This window comes from Variovorax sp. MPBD4-3 (assembly GCF_058809745.1).
Genome location: NZ_JBXASW010000035.1, coordinates 14,642 through 31,710 on the forward strand (window position 1 = coordinate 14,642; position 17,069 = coordinate 31,710).

General features: G+C 66.6%; 15 protein-coding genes. 8 read left to right on the forward strand and 7 right to left on the reverse strand.

The annotated features are described in order from the left end of the window. Window position 1 precedes the first annotated feature (1 nt). From AC1RVW_RS19470 to AC1RVW_RS19490, 5 genes are all read left to right on the forward strand, one after another. Window positions 2-1,390, forward strand: coding sequence for an FAD-dependent oxidoreductase (locus AC1RVW_RS19470; protein WP_493201883.1), 1,389 nt, complete (start codon window positions 2-4; stop codon window positions 1,388-1,390). A 116-nt stretch (window positions 1,391-1,506) separates the two neighbouring features. Next, window positions 1,507-1,971 carry a hypothetical protein gene (locus tag AC1RVW_RS19475; RefSeq protein WP_493201885.1) on the forward strand — a complete coding sequence of 155 codons (465 nt, stop codon included), beginning with the start codon at window positions 1,507-1,509 and terminating at the stop codon, window positions 1,969-1,971. Window positions 1,972-2,025: 54 nt separating this feature from the next. Further along, window positions 2,026-3,051: a phosphotransferase enzyme family protein gene (locus AC1RVW_RS19480; RefSeq protein WP_493201886.1), complete on the forward strand. Its 1,026-nt coding sequence runs from the start codon at window positions 2,026-2,028 to the stop codon at window positions 3,049-3,051. Between the two features lie 26 nt (window positions 3,052-3,077). After that, window positions 3,078-3,959 carry a DMT family transporter gene (locus tag AC1RVW_RS19485; RefSeq protein WP_493201888.1) on the forward strand — a complete coding sequence of 294 codons (882 nt, stop codon included), beginning with the start codon at window positions 3,078-3,080 and terminating at the stop codon, window positions 3,957-3,959. A gap of 39 nt (window positions 3,960-3,998) precedes the next feature. Then, window positions 3,999-4,472, forward strand: coding sequence for a VOC family protein (locus AC1RVW_RS19490; RefSeq protein WP_106937983.1), 474 nt, complete (start codon window positions 3,999-4,001; stop codon window positions 4,470-4,472). A 70-nt stretch (window positions 4,473-4,542) separates the two neighbouring features. Here AC1RVW_RS19490 and AC1RVW_RS19495 read toward each other — a convergent pair whose 3' ends face one another. From AC1RVW_RS19495 to AC1RVW_RS19510, 4 genes are all read right to left on the reverse strand, one after another. Further along, a complete protein-coding gene (locus tag AC1RVW_RS19495; protein ID WP_081269193.1) occupies window positions 4,543-5,784 on the reverse strand; it encodes a D-alanyl-D-alanine carboxypeptidase family protein in 1,242 nt (413 codons plus the stop codon). A gap of 297 nt (window positions 5,785-6,081) precedes the next feature. After that, a complete protein-coding gene (locus tag AC1RVW_RS19500; protein ID WP_493201891.1) occupies window positions 6,082-6,804 on the reverse strand; it encodes a winged helix-turn-helix domain-containing protein in 723 nt (240 codons plus the stop codon). 83 nt (window positions 6,805-6,887) lie between these two features. After that, window positions 6,888-8,585 carry an EAL domain-containing protein gene (locus AC1RVW_RS19505; RefSeq protein ID WP_493201893.1) on the reverse strand — a complete coding sequence of 566 codons (1,698 nt, stop codon included), beginning with the start codon at window positions 8,583-8,585 and terminating at the stop codon, window positions 6,888-6,890. Window positions 8,586-8,830: 245 nt separating this feature from the next. Further along, window positions 8,831-9,565 (reverse strand): alpha/beta hydrolase family protein, encoded by a 735-nt coding sequence (locus AC1RVW_RS19510; protein ID WP_493201895.1) that lies wholly within the window; start codon window positions 9,563-9,565, stop codon window positions 8,831-8,833. A gap of 202 nt (window positions 9,566-9,767) precedes the next feature. Here AC1RVW_RS19510 and AC1RVW_RS19515 point away from each other — a divergent pair, with 202 nt between their 5' ends. Continuing rightward, entirely contained in the window at window positions 9,768-11,144 is a 1,377-nt protein-coding gene (locus AC1RVW_RS19515) for an aspartate aminotransferase family protein (RefSeq protein WP_234383133.1), read from the forward strand. Window positions 11,145-11,178: 34 nt separating this feature from the next. Here the strand turns inward: AC1RVW_RS19515 and AC1RVW_RS19520 are convergent, their stop codons facing one another. Continuing rightward, window positions 11,179-11,919, reverse strand: a complete 741-nt coding sequence (locus AC1RVW_RS19520) for an IclR family transcriptional regulator (RefSeq protein WP_106937971.1) — start codon at window positions 11,917-11,919, stop codon at window positions 11,179-11,181. A gap of 164 nt (window positions 11,920-12,083) precedes the next feature. Here AC1RVW_RS19520 and AC1RVW_RS19525 point away from each other — a divergent pair, with 164 nt between their 5' ends. Then, window positions 12,084-12,632, forward strand: coding sequence for a GNAT family N-acetyltransferase (locus AC1RVW_RS19525; protein ID WP_493201898.1), 549 nt, complete (start codon window positions 12,084-12,086; stop codon window positions 12,630-12,632). A 16-nt stretch (window positions 12,633-12,648) separates the two neighbouring features. On the opposite strand, the gene AC1RVW_RS19530 is transcribed toward AC1RVW_RS19525, so the two are convergent. Further along, window positions 12,649-14,100: an APC family permease gene (locus AC1RVW_RS19530; protein ID WP_493201900.1), complete on the reverse strand. Its 1,452-nt coding sequence runs from the start codon at window positions 14,098-14,100 to the stop codon at window positions 12,649-12,651. 171 nt (window positions 14,101-14,271) lie between these two features. Next, a complete protein-coding gene (locus tag AC1RVW_RS19535) occupies window positions 14,272-15,231 on the reverse strand; it encodes a helix-turn-helix domain-containing protein (RefSeq protein WP_493201901.1) in 960 nt (319 codons plus the stop codon). A gap of 362 nt (window positions 15,232-15,593) precedes the next feature. On the opposite strand from AC1RVW_RS19535, the gene AC1RVW_RS19540 reads away from it, so the two are divergent. Next, window positions 15,594-17,048, forward strand: a complete 1,455-nt coding sequence (locus AC1RVW_RS19540; RefSeq protein ID WP_493201903.1) for an aldehyde dehydrogenase family protein — start codon at window positions 15,594-15,596, stop codon at window positions 17,046-17,048. The last annotated feature ends 21 nt before the right edge of the window (window positions 17,049-17,069 follow it).

Genomic DNA, 17,069 nt, shown 5'->3' on the forward strand with positions numbered 1-17,069 from the left:
CATGCGCCCCTTCTGGATCGAACAGGCCCTTTTCAACGACGGTGATCTCGCCCCCGCGCTGCAGGGTATGCAGCGCGCCGACGTGTGCATCGTCGGCGGCGGCTTCACGGGCCTGTGGACCGCCATCCAGGCAAAGCAGCGCAACCCCGCACTGGACATCGCGATCGTCGAGAGCGACCTCTGCGGCTCGGGCGCCAGCGGCCGCAACGGTGGCTGCCTGCTCACCTGGTCGGCCAAGTTCTTCACGCTGCGCCGGCTGTTCGGCGAAGCCGAGGCGATCCGCCTCGTGAGGGCCTCGGAAGCCGCGGTGCAGCACATCGCGGACTTCTGCCGCGCACAGGGCATCGATGCCGAGTTGCGGCAGGACGGCACGCTCTACACCGCCACCTCGCAGGCCCAGGTCGGCGCGCTCGACCCGGTGATGAAGGGGCTGGAGGACTGCGGCATCCACTCCTACCACCACCTGCCGCCGGAAGAGGTGGCGCGCCGCTCGGGCTCCGCACGCAACCTCGCCGGCGTGTTCTCGCCCATCGCGGCGACCGTGCATCCGGGAAAGCTGGTGCGCGGGCTGCGCCGCGTGGCGCTGCGCATGGGCATCCGCATCTACGAGCGCAGTCCGATGGTCGACTTCACGCAGGGCCATCCGGTCACGGTGCGCACACCTGCCGGCAGCATCGAAGCGCCGAAGCTGGTGCTCGCGATGAACGCCTGGATGGCCAGTGCCCTGCCCTGCTTCGAACGCAGCATCGCCATCGTCTCGAGCGACATGGTCATCACCGAGAAATGCCCCGACCTGCTTCGCGCGACCGGCCTCGTCGATGGTGTGTCGGTGCTCGACTCGCGCACCTTCGTCTACTACTACCGCACCACCGTCGATGGGCGGCTGATGCTGGGCAAGGGCGGCAACACCTTCGCCTGGGGCGGGCGCATCGCGCCGGTGTTCGACCAGCGCTCGCCTTACGAGGCCGACCTGACGCGCGCGCTGGGCGACTTCTTTCCCTCGCTGCGCCAGGTGCCCGTGACCGCCAGCTGGAACGGCCCCTCGGACCGTTCGGTGACCGGCTTTCCTTTCTTCGGCAGGCTCAATGGCACGCCGCACATCTACTACGGCTTCGGCTATTCGGGCAACGGCGTAGGGCCCACCTACATGGGCGGGCAGATCCTGTCGTCGCTGCTGCTGGACGAGGACAACGCCTGGACTCGGAGCCCGCTGTTGCGGGGACCGCTCGGGCTGTTTCCGCCGGAGCCGATCCGCTACATCGGCTCCATCGTCGTGCGCGACGCGATCCGCCGCAAGGAAGCGGCGGAAGACCGGGACGCCCGTCCGCGGATGGGCGACCGCCTGCTCAGCAAGTTCGCCAATGCGGCGGGCAAGTCGGACAAAGCCTGAGCCAACTGCGGCACTTCGGCGCGATGCCCGTGGACGGCCGCAGCCCCCGGTTGTGGCGTACGCTTCCGGTGCAGTCAGGCAGACGCACTTCGCGCCCTCAACTCCGGAACAACAGCATGCAATCCCACCAGCTCGAAATCTTCGCGGACTACTTTCAGTTCTACCTGCAGGACGAGACGGCGCAGGGCGATCTGTCGGATGCCTGGGATGACCCGGCCGTGGAGCGCATGCTCGCCACCTCATCGGGCATGGTCGGCCTTGGCACCGTCCGCAACATGCGTGTGCCGGTGACGCTCGAGTTCCTGGACGCGGAGCCTGCGGGTGACCTCGCCCCGTTCGATCATGTGGCCGAAGGTTCGCTGGTGATGGAGACCGGCCCATTGGTCGTGGCGGGCTGCACGGACTATCTTCCGGACGCGGCCCGCTTCGACATCGAGCCCGGCACCTACCGGGTGAGGCTGTCGTGTTCAGGCCTGAATTCCCTGTCGGAGGATGGGCTGCAGGGGCAGGACCGCTATCTCGTGCAGCTGTGGCAGGCGCCTCCGATCGACCCGCGCGTGCTCAAGCAGCATGCCGGCTAGCGCCTCGTCCGGATCCGCCGCCCGGGCGAGCGCGCCCTTGGCGGAAAATGGCTCATGCACGATGCCTGCCCCCACGACCCCGCTCTCGTTCCTACTCACACGACCGCGGCCCCATCGTCCGTCGCACACTGGGTCTCGCACCACCACGGCATCCCGGTGCAGCAGTGCCACCTGATTCGCCGCGGCCTGAATGACAACTACGCGCTGCTTTCGGCGGACGGCATCCGTTACGTGGCGCGCCTGTACTCGATCCGCCCGCGCGGCGGCTTCAATGCGCATTTCGAAATTGCGCTGCTGGCACACCTGCAGTCCAAAGGGGTCGGGGTTGCCGCGGCCGTGCCGGCGGCGGACGGGCGCGCCTGCGTACAGCTGCAATTCCCCGAAGGACCGCGCGCGCTGGCCCTGTTCCGGAATGCCGAAGGCGCGATTCCCGAGACGCTGGAAGAAATCGAGCTGACCGGGTGCATGCTGGCCCGCATCCACGGGGCGGCACGCGACTACGCCGGTCCACGCAGCCGCTATACGCTGGACGGCCACCACCTGGCCGGGCGGACCCTGGGCTACCTGCAGGTGTATCCGGAGATCGGCGCGCAGCTGCTGCAGGCTTACCGCCTCCTGGTGCAGCGCCTGCTTGAAGAACTGGCCGAAGTCGAGCCCGGGCTGACGCGCGTCGTCTGCCACGGCGACACGCACGGCTTCAACAACCATGTGAACACCGACGCGGACGGCATCCGCAGGACGGTGTTCTTCGATTTCGACGATGCCGGCCCGGGCTTCCTGGCCTACGACCTGTGCGTGCTGCCCTGGTCGTATCTGTTTCGCAAGAACCTCAAGGCACCGGACGACGTGCTGCGCGAGCGCTGGATGCACTACCTGCGCGGATACCGCGCGGGCGGCGGCGAAGTCAGCGACCGCGACCTGGCGGCATTGCCGCTGTTCATGCAGCTTCGCCACCTGTGGAACCTTGGCGAGGCGGCCGGGCGGCTCAACCACTGGGGAACGAACTCGGTGCCCGTGGATTGGCTGCAAAAGCAAATGGAGGTGTTCGAGGCGTGGAAAGGGCTGGACCTGCGGGTCTGACACCGCTGCCGCACGACAACCCGACCATGTACCCGACCGGAACCCTGCGCGGCATCGCCGCGATGCTGCTGGCTTGCGCCTTCTTTGCCTGCATGGACGCGCTGCTGAAGAACCTCGCCGGCCACTACCCGCCAGTGCAGGTGATGGCGCTGCGCGGTCTCACGGCCCTGCCCCTGGTGTGCCTGTACATCGCGTGGCGGCGCGAGGCGGCCGGCGTCTTCAACCGCCGGCTGCGTTGGCGCCTGCACCTGCTGCGCACCGTGCTGAACATGGCGATGCTCGTGCTCTTCGTCCACGGGCTGAAGACGCTGGGCCTGGCCGAGGCCTACACGCTCACCTTCATCGCTCCGCTGCTGATGGTGCTCATCGCCGTGCCGATGCTGGGCGAGTCGGTGCAGCCGCGGCACTGGACCGCCATCGGGCTGGGCTTCGTCGGTGTCGTGATCGCGCTGCGCCCCGAGCAGGGCGCGTTTCTCTCGACGGGCGCCCTGGCGGTGCTGGTGGCCGCCGTCTGCTATGCGCTGTCGAACATGCTGGGCCGGCTCGTGAGCCGTACCGAGTCGAGCGCCGCGCTGGTCTTCTGGGCCACGGCAGGCATGGCCGTGGGCGGCAGCCTTTTGTCCGCACCGCAATGGGTGCCCATCCAGGCCGGGCACGCGTGGGTGCTCGCGGGTCTGGCCATCAGCGGCTTTCTGGGCCAGCTGGCCATCGCCGAGGCCTTCCGCCACGGCCAGGCCGCCGCCATCGCGCCCTTCGAATACAGCGCCCTCGCCTGGGGGTTGATGCTGGACTGGCTGTTCTGGCAGGCCGCGCCCGATGCATGGACGCTGGGCGGCGGCGCATTGATCATTGCGAGCGGCCTGTGGCTGGCGCGCAGCGAGGCAGCAAAGCGGCCGGCCCGGAGCTGATCTGCTGCTCGGCCTGATATCAACGAGGAGCCGAAGGACATGTCAATCAAGCGAATGGACAACATCCTGATCGTCGTCGACGATCTCGAAGCGGTGAAGGCGTTCTTTGTCGAACTGGGACTCGAATTCGAGGGCCAGACAACGGTCGAAGGGCCCGCTGTCGGGAGCCTCATAGGGCTCGGAGACGTCCGAGCCACGCTCGCGATGCTGCGGACGCCGGACGGCCAGCGCATCGAGCTGGACAAGTTCCACACGCCAGCCGCGGTCAGGTTCGGGCCGGTGGACGCACCGGTGAACGCGCTGGGTCTGCGCCGCATCATGTTTGCCGTCGATGACCTCGACGGTGTCGTTGCGCGGATGCAAGCCCAAGGCGCGGGACTCATCGGCCGGATGCAGTACGAGGAGTCGTACCGGCTCGCCTATGTTCGCGGGCCCGAGGGCATCATCGTCGGGCTCGCAGAACAGCTCGGCCAGGAGCCTGCTTCAGCGGACCAGCCTTCACCGAAACGCTGAATACCGTAGCCGCGCTTCGGCGCAGCGGATGCGGTGCGTGCCCAATTCGACGGCACGCAGCATCCGAACGTCACTTGCCGAATAACCCGGCCACACGCTGCCACGTGCGCAGCATGAAGCCCGCGCGCTCCACGTCGGCCTGCGCGACCAGCGGCGCCTCGCCCACCGCCTTGCCGTTCGACTCCGCGACGACCTTGCCGATCACCGCGCCCTTGGCCACAGGTGCCTCCAGCTTCGGGTTGATCTGCACGGAGGTGTTCACTTTCTGGCCGCGCGGCACCGTCACCGTCCAGGGTGCTCCAAGCCCCGCGGCAACCGTATCGGCCTTGCCGAAGCGGACGTTGGTCGTCGTGACCACGGCGTTGGGCTGGATGGGGGTGGCCTTCTCGAAGTTGCCGTATCCCCATCCGAGCAGCGCGCGGGTCTCGTCGGCACGTGCCTGCGCGCTGTTGGTGTTGAGGATCACGGTGATCAGGCGCATGCCATTGCGCTTGGAGGAAGTCACGAGGCAGTAGCCCGCCTCCTGGGTGTGCCCGGTCTTCAGGCCGTCGACCGTGGGGTCGGTATAGAGCAGCGCATTGCGGTTGCCCTGCTTGATGCCGTTGTACTTGAACTCGCGCTCCGCGTAGATCGGGTAGTACTCCGAGCTGTCGCGGATGATCGCGCGCGCCAGGATCGCAAGGTCGCGCGCGGACGACTTGTGATCGGGATCGGGCAGGCCCGTGGAGTTCACGAAATGCGTGTGCGTCATGCCCAGGCGCTGGGCTTCCGCATTCATGAGTTTGGCGAAGCCCTCCTCGGTGCCGGCCATGTGCTCGGCGATCGCCTTGGACGCGTCATTGCCGGACTGCACGATGATGCCGCGCAGGATGTCGATCACGGTAGCCTGGCTGTTCAGCGGCAGGTACATGCAGGACTCTGTGCTCGAGCCACGGCACCAGGCGTTCTGGCTGACCGACACCAGATCGTCCTTCTTGAGCTTGCCGGACCGGAGTGCCTGTTCGACCAGGAAGCTGGTCATCATCTTGGTCAGCGACGCCGGCGGCAGCGGCTCGTCGGGGTTGGCCGAGGCCAGCACCTCGCCGGAATCGAAGTCCATCAGCAACCACGCCTTGGCCGGCAGCGCCGGCGGGCCGCCGGCAACGGCCGTTTGCCCGGCCGCCGGTGCGGCGGCGGGCGCGGTGGCAGCGGGCTTCTTCTGGGCTGCAGGCTTGGCGGCATGGGAGGCCGCGAAAGCGGGTGCGGCGGAAATCAGGGCGCCCGTGGCGATTGCGAAGGCGAGCGGGAGGACGGAAGGAGTCTTGAATTGCATGTGCGTGTAGGAGCTGAACGGCGATTCTGGCGGATGTGGCGATTCGGGGGTGCTTGGCAGACCAGGAATCGCCGCGCAAGTTCGCCAACCGGTGGAACACCCCGGACGCTACCCGATCCGCACGCGGTCCGCGGTGGCGTTTCCTGCCGTTACCGCATGCCCGCCGCTCAAGCCTGCTGGAGACGGGGTTCGGTCGGGCCCGCCGCCAGGCGCAACCTCGAGGAACTGCGCAAGTGGCGGCCGGGGGCCAACTGTACACCGCCAGGAGCCGCCGGCACCCCCAGCGGCAAACGCCCCCTAGGAGCCGCCATTCACTGCTTGCATCACCGGGGCGTCGGATTCCACGACTGCGTTTCCATGCACAAGAGCCTGCGGACCGGCCTCGGCGGAAACCGCATCCGCGGACGCGGCGGCCAGCAGCTGGTAGCCACGTCCGTAAACCGGTACCAGCAAGAATCCGTTTTCCTTGCGCAAGGCCAGGCGGGTTCGCAACCTCGCGACACATACATCCAGCGCCCGGGAGCGGCTGCTTTGCGTGGAACCGTTCCACAACGAGCCCATGAGCAGTTCCCGCGACACCACGTGGCCGATGTTGCCGAAGAGAGCCATGGCCAGGTCGAACTGAAGCGGTTGAAGCTGAATTTCAAGGTTCTTGTGAATCACCACATGGCGGCCGTCCATCACAAAGCGATAGTCGCCCCAACTGACTTCCCGCTCGGCATCGCTGCGCACTGCACGAAAACCGGACCGGTGCAGGAGTGCTTCAATCCTCCATTCAAGCTCGTCCTCGCTCAACCTCGCGATGCCGATGACGCTGGCCCCGAAGAAATCGGCGTTGCGCGGAAGCGATCGCCATTGCATTTCATCCAGGCAGAGGAGGACCGGAACATCCTTTGCCCGACAAATGCCCGAGACGCCGAGCCACTCCGAATGGCGCTTGACAGTCATCACCAGCACATCGAACTCGTGATTTTCCGCGAGCCGCTCCAGGAATTCGTTGGAATCCTGAAACTCATGCACGGAGGGACCGATCCGCCGAAGAAGCGAACTCAGTTGATCTCTGCGACTCGGGTCTCGATCAACAAGCGCTGCCCTGATTGTCTTCAAGATTCCTCTCCACAACACACCTCGGCGAATCTTCTGAATTGTCCAGCCCATGGCGAAGCATTGCTATGCGCCTGGGCGGCCTCCAGCGTGCGAATAAGCGCCTCCGCGGGCAGCGGGCGAGCGTAGAACCAGCCCTGCATCAGGTGCACGCCGCGGTCTCGGAAGTACTCGACCTGTGCGTTGCTCTCGACGCCCTCGACGATGATTTCCACACCCAGTTCTCTGGCCAGCTCAATCACGGATGGGACAATTCTCTCCCTCAACGTGCCCGTGCCCACGGTGTCGGTGAATTTCTTGTCCAGCTTGATCTTGTCGACCTTCAGGTCGCTGAGGTAGGACAGGTTGGCGTACCCCGTGCCGAAATCATCGATGTAGATTTCGTGGCCCCGACCGCCCAGCTCCAGCATCACGGTCACTGCGGATTCGAGCCTTGCGGAAGTCCTCTCTGTGAGTTCAAAGGCCAATTGCGTCGGCGCGATGCCGGCTTCTTCAAAGTGATGCTGCAGCGACTGATGGAAGCTGCTGTCCATCATGTCCGCGGGAACGACGTTCACGCTGATCTTGAAGTTCTTGTGGGTGCGAAGGAAATCGCCAAAGTCCTCGGAGACCCGCTGGAGCGCCAGCAGAGTCAACTTGCCGATCAGGTCATTCGCTTCGGCGATGGGGATGAACACTGCAGGTGGGACGCTTTCCCCGCTCTTCAGGGTCCATCGCATCAACGCCTCCGCTGACACCGTTTCGCCGGTCCGGTTGTCCACGATCGGCTGGTAGTGCATGAACAGCTCTTTTTTGGCAACCGCCTCGCGCAGCAGCGCGTCGATGGTGCGCATTCTGTATCCGCGAGCGGACCAGGATGCGATGCCGAACGCCACACCGATGCCGGCAAGAATTCCCGTGAAGATGAGCAGCATCAGGTTGCTCATCAGGACAGCCAACCCGCGCGCCTTCAGCACATAGCAGGTGACCTGCCCAGGCAGGCACGCGACTGAAATGATGTCACCCCGAAGCCAGTACGTGGAGCCCGAGATGAACAACGGTTGCGCGATGCCTGGATCTGCGCCACGCACGACGAGCATCGTGCCGGTTGCGCTGTTCAACAACACGACACTCAACGCGTAGCGGCCATCCTCCACCGTCGCCGTCTGCTTCTCCGGCGCGACGAGGAGCTCGTAGGCGCCTTCCTTGACGAGGGTGGATTTGACGCCGGGCGATAGCGGCAGGTCGACATTGCGCCATATCCGGCGGCCTGTCTCGGTCGTGAAATCGGGACTGTCGGAAGGAAGGCTGGAAGCGGCGGCGCCAATGTTGCCGTTGCACCGCGGGCCGGCGTTGTCGCCCTGGTAGACGACGTCGCGAATGATCGCGGATCGAAAGGCGATGGACCGCAGTGCTTCAAGATGCGTCGCGGAGCATGGTTGGGCATTCAGGGCGCGCAGTTCCGCGAACGCCGCATTGACTTCGGCAACCCTCTCCAGCGGTTTGGAGATGACGGCCGCCGCGGCCGCGCGTATCGTGCGTTGTTCGTCGGCAATCAGAAATGCGCATAGCACCGCGAGCGTGGCCACAACGCCGAACGTGGACCACACGATGATGCGCTGTCTGTTGGACGCCATCTGACCCAGCACTGACGCATCGGGGTCAATGTCGCGCCGAGATATGGTTGATTTGCCTGGATGAAAGTCGGCACGGAACATCACGCAACTTTCATTCGCGGGTAAAGCCCGAACGATATTGCATTCACGCCCGCTTGGGCGAAATATGACGGACGCGAGGAAGTAAAGCAGCGGCTGCGGACCTCTATCGACTCCGAAGTGTGATTCGAATCACAAGCTGCAGAAGACGGGGGTCACTCCAGATATCAGGTCCACGACCGAGATGGCCGCCCCGTGGCGACCATTGTTCCCTCGCACCAAAGTTGCCGCGCGATTTTTTCCGCGCTTCAGCCGATCAAGAACTTGCAAATCTCGCGCGAATACGCCTGGAGAAACGCATTCTTGTCGGGCAGTGGCTCCGTGGTATGCGGCGGGGGAATGTCCATGAATGAAAAGTGACCTGCTCCTTCCGTGACGCGGACGTCCACGGCAATCGAAGCGCGCATGGCACTCGCCATCCATTCGGTTTGGACTGGCGGAGTGATGCTGTCCGCCGAACCCACCCACGTCAGGACTGGAACTCGCACCGCATCAAGCGCTGCGGGCGCGCGGAAGAATCCGGTAGGGGGAGCCAAGAGAGCCAGACGAGTCAAGCGACCGTCCGGTGCAATAAAGACGCGTCGACCTGGCGCTAACCACATTTGAGCTCCCGCCATGGCAACGAGGGTGGCCGCGCCAATCGAATGCCCCACTCCCACCACCTTCGCCGATGGCTCAGTGAATGCGTCGAGTGCGAGGGAAGGACGCCTTGCGCGGAGAGTCAGTTCGTCCTCGCTCGGGGTGGTCGAAGCAAGCCGCTCGAAATGCGGCGCCACGATCTTGCAGCCAGACCCGGCCAAGGCACCGAGGAGAGTCGCGTGACGCTCTGGCTGGCCGCCCGTGCCCACCGCGAAAAGAACCACGGGAGCGCCGGCGGCCGCTTCCTGCACCGACACCTTGAATGAGTCAGCTGCGTCTTGCAGCGTCTCCGTCAGCATTGAAAGCAGCTCCCTGTCATGTGTGGGCTTGATCGCGTTTTGCACGATGCAGTTTCATCAAGTTCTTGCCCCGTCCAGGCCCGCATTCTGCCGTGCCGACGAAGCCGCGCCGCGTTTCGGTCCACCGCCAGGGCAGCGGACTTGCCGATTCGGGCTAACGGACTGTGGTGATCAATGGAACCATGACTGCGGCTGGCGTGCTGAACGCGCCTGCACTCAAGCACCCAGAGACTCACCGAGGTATGTTGTGAACGACATCGAATCCCTTCTCGAAAACCTGCATTTCCCCGACGCACCCAAGATGGCCGCGGGCCCCTATCCCGGACCGCGCGCGGCCGAAGCCCTGGCGCTGTCGGCTCGCACCGAATCCATGGCGCGCGGCGGCGGCCGCATGCCGGTCGTCATGGACCGCGCCTTCGGCGCCACCTTCAAGGACCCGGACGGCAGCACCTTCATCGACCTGTCGGCCGGCGTCGGCGTGAGCAGTGTGGGCCGCTGCCATCCGAAGGTGCAGAAAGCGATCGTCGAGCAGTCGCAGCAGCTCATGCATGCGATGGAGGTCAACAGCACCCGCCGCACCGAGCTGGCCGCGCGCCTGTCGGCCCTGATGCCAGAAGGCCTGCGCAACGACTGCATCACCTTTTTCGCGCAGAGCGGAAGCGATGCGCTCGAAGCGGCTGTGAAGTTCGCGCGGCGCGTGACGGGCCGCCACCAGATCATCGCCTTCCACGGCGGCTATCACGGCGTGTGGCATGCGTCGAACGCACTGACCACGGGCACGGCCTACCGCAAGGGCTACGGACCGTTCATGGGCGGCGTGATCCATGCGCCCTACCCGTACGCCTATCGCTTCCCGTTCGACACCACCCACAAATCGGCCGAGCAGATCGCCGGCGAATACGTCGACTACCTGCTGAACACGCCCTACACGGCCGCCGACGACGTGGCCGCCGTGATCGTGGAGCCGGTGCAGGGTGAAGGCGGATACGTCCCGCCTTCACCCGAGTTCCTGCAGTTGCTGCGCAAGGCCTGCGACCGCAGCGGCACGCTGCTGATCGTGGACGAGGTGCAGTGCGGCGCCGGCCGCACGGGCCGCATGTGGGCGGTGGAGCACACGGGTGTGAAACCCGACATGCTGACCTTCGGCAAGGGCATCGGCGGTGACGTGCCCATGGCCGGCATCGCCATGCGCAGCGAGCTGGCCGCGCGCATTCCCGACGGCTCGGTCCCCAACACCTTCGCTGCGAACTCGCTGTCTGCTGCGGTGGCCCTCGCCAACCTCGAGATCCTGCACGACCCCGCGCTGGGGCTGATGCCGCGCGCGGAGCTGCTGGGCCAGGAAGTCCAGGAACGGGTGCGCGGCTTCCAGAGCCCCTATGTGGGCGAGGTGCGCGGCAAGGGCTTGATGATCGGCATCGAGCTCGTCGAGGACAAGGCCACCAAGGAGCCGCTGGCGCCGCAGAAGGTCGGCCAGATCATGGAATACGTGCTCGGCCACGGCGTGCTGATGGTGCCCTGCGGGCGCTATGGCAACGTGATGCGCGTGATGCCGTCGCTGACCATCTCGAAGCGGCTGCTGCACCGCGCGCTGGATGTCTTCGGCGAGGCGCTGGCCTCGCTCTGAACCGGCCGTGACGCGCGCGGCACGGCCGCCTCGCCTACTGCTGGGCGATGCGGGCCGTGAGCTCCGACGCGGCGGTGGTGATCAGCGTGCACAGGTAGCTTTCCTGGAAGGCCCGGAAGCGCTCGTTGCGTCCCACCAGCGTCATGCTGCCGAGCACGCGCTGCTTCTCGTCGAAGATCGGCGCGGCGACGCCCGTGCGGCCCGGGTGAAGCTCGCTTTCGCTGATGCAGTAGCCCTGCTTGCGGATCGCCAGCAGGCCCTTGGAGAAGGACTTCCACTCCAGCCCCTGCTGCTGCCCCTCGGGCGTGCTGGCATGGGCATCGAAGACACGGCGGATCTGCCGCGGCAGCAGGTAGGCCAGCACCACGCGCGAGGTCGCACTGTGGAACAGGTCGATGGGGCGGCCGCGGCCTCCGCCCACAGGCCCGGGGTCGGGGCCGCGGCGGATCAGCACGTTGACCACCGAGTCGCCGTACCACTCGCTGATCACGGCATCCAGGCCCGTCTCCGCCACCAGCTTCTCGACCAGGTCGCGGCTGCGCACCAGGACCGGGTCGTAGTCGGTCATCTGGTGCTCCAGCGCGATGATGCGCGGCCCCAGCGCATAGCCGCGCGGCAGGCGCACCAGGAGGCCGGCATCGCCGAGCTCGCGCAGGTAGCGGTAGGCGCTGGCGGGCGTGTAGCCGAGCTGGTTGCAGATGATCTCGACGTCGATGACCGGCTGGTCGGGCCGAAAGAGATCGAGGACATCGAGCATGCGGCGAAGGCTGTTCATCGTCTGGGAAGGCTGCGGTCGTGAAACAAGAAATCGTACGGGCGCGCAAGCGCGCGGTGCCCTTTATTGTCGGGCACCATCCGCGGACCTGATCGGGAGCCGCGGCGGTCCCGGATCCACGAGATACAGAAACAGATACGCACAACACGAAGCAAGCAAAGACCATGGCCCTCGAGCAACCCATCCACACCCCGCGGCTCGTCCTCCGGCGCTTTCGCGAGCAGGACGCCACGGACCTGTTCGACTACCTGCATGCCCCGACCGCGAGCTGCTTCCTGTCGCTCGCACTCGCGAACGTCGAAGACGCTCGGGCCGAGGCTCGACGACGCAGCACCGACGGCGAGCATGTGGCCGTGTGCCTCCAGGAATCGGGACAGCTCATCGGTGACTTGTTCGCCATGCAGGAGGATGACACCTTCTCGGTCGGCTGGAACTTCAACCCGCGTTTCGGCGGCACGGGCTACGCCCACGAGGCCGCCGCGGCGCTGTTCGCCCATCTCTTCACCGCCCGGGCCGCGCGCCGGCTCTATGCCTATGTGGAAGACCACAACGGCGCCTCCCGGCGACTCTGCGAGAAGCTGGGCATGCGCGCCGAAGGGCTGTTCCTGGAGTTCATCTCGTTCAGGAACGACGCCCAGGGCAAGCCCGTCTACGAGAACACCATGCAGTACGCGATCCTTCGCAAGGAATGGCTGCACGCTTCATCGGCTTGACAGGGACGCACCGGGCTCAGCCGCGGTCCTTGCCGAGTGCGGCAAAGCGCGGCGGATCGCGTTTCGCCAGCCGCGATGCGGCCAGCCATCCGGCGGCCGCGGCGAGAGGCACGGTGACCACCAGGCCCCCCGAGATACCCCGGCTCGCACCGGTGAGCACATGGAAGTTGCCCACCGCCAGCACCAGCACGACCAGCAAGCCCGCGCAAGCCAGCAGCGGCAGCACGCGGATCCGCATCTGGCCATAGCCGTGCGACTCTGCCCTGAAGAAACGCACCACCGCCACGGCCGTCGCGATCATCAGCACCAGCAGGCACAGCGTGGCCAGGTTGCTGAGCCAGGCAAACTGGGTGAGCACCGGGTCGGCGCCCAGCAGCGCGAACAGCCCGACCGCCACGGCGCTGAGCGCCGTCTGCAGCAACGAGGCCACGTGCGGGCTGCGGTGGCGTGCATGCGTCCAGCCCAGGCGAGCGGGCATCAGGCCCTCGCGGCCCATGGCATAGAAATAGCGCGCGCTGGAGTTGTGGAAGGCGATCAGCCCCGCATAGATGCTGGCGATGAACATCAGGCGCAGCAGCACCGTCAGGCCATGGCCCGCATAGGTGTCCGACAGCAGGTACAGCAGGTTGGTCGGATCGGCCAGTGCCGTGATGGTGGCCACCACCTGGTCGCTGCCCGCGCCGAGCACCAGGCACCACAGCGAGAAGGAATAGAAGCCCCCCACCAGCAGCAGCGCCGCATAGGTGGCGATGGGAATGCTGCGCTTCGGGTCCTTGGCCTCTTCGCTGTAGATGGTGGTCGCCTCGAAACCGATGAAGGCCGCGAAGCAGAACAGCAGGCCGATGAAGGGGTTGCCGCTGGTGAAGGCCTCCGGCGAGAAGGAGTGCGCGTCGATGCCGTGCGCACCGCCCCTGGACAGGATCAGCACGTCCAGGGCCAGCACCGCCAGGTACTCGGCCACCACGAAGACCGCGAGCACCCGCGCCGAGAAGTCGATCTGCCGGTAGCCGAAGACCGCCACGCTGGCCATCGCGGCGAAGGCGCAGGCCCACCACGGCACCGCCAGGCCGAACTGCGTCTGAAGCGTCTCGGACGCCACCGCGCCGAGCAGGCCGTAGAGCCCGAACTGCAGCGTCACGTAGCCGAACACGGCCACCATGGCGGCCGCCCCGCCTGCCCTGCCGCCCAGGCCGCGTGCCACCATCGCATAGAAGCCCCCGGCACTGGTCACGCAGGTGGCCATGGCGGTGTAGCCGGTCGCGAACATCAGCAGCAGCCCGAGTGCCACCAGCACCAGCACCGGCGTGCCGGCGCCGTTGCCCAGCATCATCCCGATCGGGAAGCCGCCCGCGACCACGCTCAGCGGACTCGCGGCCGAGATGACCAGCAGCGTGATGAAGCCGGCACTCAGCGTGCCGCGGCGAAGGCTGGTGGCGTGGGGGTGGCGCGTTTCCTGGGCAGGTGTCATCGCGGGAGTCAGCGTTTCCATGGTGCGTCGCAATGCATGCCGCGCGCAAACGCGTGCAGCGTGGGGAGGGAAGGCCATGCACCGCAGTGCCGGCCGCCGAGTGAGGCAGTCTAGGAAGGCATGCCCGGGCAGCGGTAGCCCGGATCGGCAATCCGGAAATGCGCGCGCGCTTCAGGCGTCATGCCACCTGGCCGCCCGCGGCGTCTGCGACGGCAGTTCGCCGAAAAGCTCCTGGTACTCCGCCGCGAAATGGCTCAGGTGGAAGAACCCCCACTGCCCCGCCGCGTCGCCCACGGTCAGGTCGCCGGCGCGGCTGCCCATCAGGGTGCGGCGCACACCGTTCAGGCGCACCGAGCGCAGGTAGCTCAGCGGCGTCGTATCCGCCACCGTGCGAAAGCTGTTCTGCACCGTGCGCCGGCTGACCTGCAGACGCTCGCACAACTCCATCACGCTCGGTGCGCTCATGGTCTCGGCCATGGCCATGCGGTGGCACTTCTCGACGATGAAATCCTGGGTGGAACTGCCGCTGCGTTGATGCCGGTCGCAGGCCGGGTCGATCACCAGTTGCACGAGCTCGCCCAGCAGCGCCTGTTCCAGTTCTTCCTGCCGCGCGGGGGTGCCGCTGAGTTCGTCGTTGACCAGCGCTTCGGAGAACATCGCCATCAGGCGCTGGCGGCATTCGGCGAAGCGCTGCGCCGGCACCTTGATGACGGGCTGGCGCAGCAGCCGGGCGATCTCTTCGGCAAAGGGGATTTCCAGGAGCGCAGCGTCGAAGAAGGCACGCTCGAAGGTGATGGACAGCAGGTCCATGCCCGTGGGCATGTGGAACATGAACTCCTCGCCGCCGCGCAGAAAAAAAAGGCTGTTGTCGTCCGCGTCGCGTCCCTGCATGCGGGCGGTGCCCGGAATGGCGATCGGGACCGCGAAGCACACGCGCTGGCCGGGCGCCTCGCCTTGCTGGACCACGCGCTGGTTGATGCGTTCGCGAAAGACGTGACAGCGGTCGCTGGACAGCTGCTGCAGCGAACTCTCGAGCGCACCGGCCGTCAGCTGGCTGTAGAGCTGGCTCCAATGGGCCACCGATGCGGCATGGGCATGGACGTCCTGGAAATGGCGGATGCTTCGGATCATGGCGTGGAATCCTTGCTCAGAAGAAGCTCGGTTGCGCTCTAGATAAATGCAAATTTATCGAATAGAAGAAATTCTGCATATGTTGGACTCGGTGTCAGACAGAGGAAACCCGATGACGGAAATGCGAACGGGGAAGGGCCATCTCAAGCAGCGGCAGTCCTGTGGCGGCCAACCTTCTGAGCTGCTCGATTTCGACAAAGCAATAAACGTGCAAGACCGAATGCGAGCCCTCGCACCGTGGCGGTGCGCCGCGCATGGCAGCCGTGGCGCCCTCGCCAGCGTGCATGCGCGTTGCTGATTTGGGCTAACGCAGCGCGGTGCCCGCCCCGGACACTGCGGCCGCTCGAACATCCGCAGACACCATGACCCAGAACCTCAAGCATTTCATCGAAGGCGCCCACGCCGAAGCCTCCGACGGCGCGCGCATGCGGCTCGTCAGCCCCGTGGACGAACAGGAATACGGCAGCGCCGCCCGCGGCACCGCCGAAGACGCGGACCGCGCCGTGGCCGCGGCCCATGCCCAGCTCGAGGGCGGCGCCTGGAGCCGGCTGCACGCCGGCCAGCGCGCCCAGCTGCTGCTTGGCCTCGCCGACCTGGTCGAGCGCGACACGGCCCTGCTGGCCGACATGGACGCCAACGCCATCGGCCGCTCGCCGATGGAGCCGCGCATGATGGACGTGCCCAACGCCGTCGTCAACCTGCGCGCGGCCGCCGGCTGGAGCCAGCAGCTCGAAGGCCGCACGGTGCCCACCGGGGGCTACATGGGCACGCCCACGCTGTCGTACACGCTGCGCGAGCCCGTGGGCGTGGTCGCGGCCATCGTGCCGTGGAACTCGCCGCTGATGATCACCGTGTGGAAGCTCGCCGCCCTGCTGGCCGCCGGGTGCACCGTGGTGGTCAAGCCCGCCGAGGAAACGCCCCACTCCGCGCTGCACCTGGCGCGGCTGGCGCAGGAAGCAGGCTTTCCCGACGGCGTCATCAACGTGGTGACCGGCTTCGGCGACGTGGTGGGCCGCGCGCTGTGCGAGCACCCGCTGGTCGCCAAGATCAGCTTCACCGGCAGCCCCGAGGCGGGCCGCGCCATACAGCGCCTTGCCGCACCGCTGTTCAAGCGCGTGACGCTGGAGCTCGGTGGCAAGAGCCCGCAGATCGTGTTCGACGATGCCTCGTTTGACGACGCGCTGCGTGGCTGCGCCATGGGCCTGTTCGTCAACCAGGGGCAGGTGTGCGCTGCCGGCTCGCGCATCCTGGTGCAGCGCAGCCTCGCCGAGCCGTTCGCGCAGGCGCTGGCGCAGGCGGCCCGGGCGGTCGCTGTCGGCGACCCGCGCCAGGCCGGCGTGCAGATGGGGCCGGTGGCCAAGAAGGCGCAGTTCGAACGCGTCAACCGCTACATCCAGCTCGGCCTGGACGAAGGCGCGGTGCTGCTGGCAGGCGGCGTCTCCCGGCCCGAGAAGGGCTGGTTCGTGCAGCCCACCATCTTCGCCGGGGCCACCAACCAGATGACCATCGCCCGCGAAGAGATCTTCGGCCCGGTGGGCACCGTGATCCCCTTCGAGACCGAGGAGGAGGCCGTCGCACTGGCCAACGATTCGTCCTACGGACTGGCGGCCACGGTGTGGACCACGCAGCTCGCGCGGGCGCACCGCGTGGCCGCGCGCGTCAAGGCCGGGGCCGTGGGCGTCAACTGCTGGAGCCCGCTGGACGCCAACCTGCCATGGGGCGGCCTCAAGACCAGCGGCATCGGCCGCGAGGGCGGCCTGCCCGGCGCGCTGGCGTACACCGAGGAAAAGGTCGTCACCGTCCTGCTGCCGGCCTGAGCCCCGGATCTGCATCGCAAC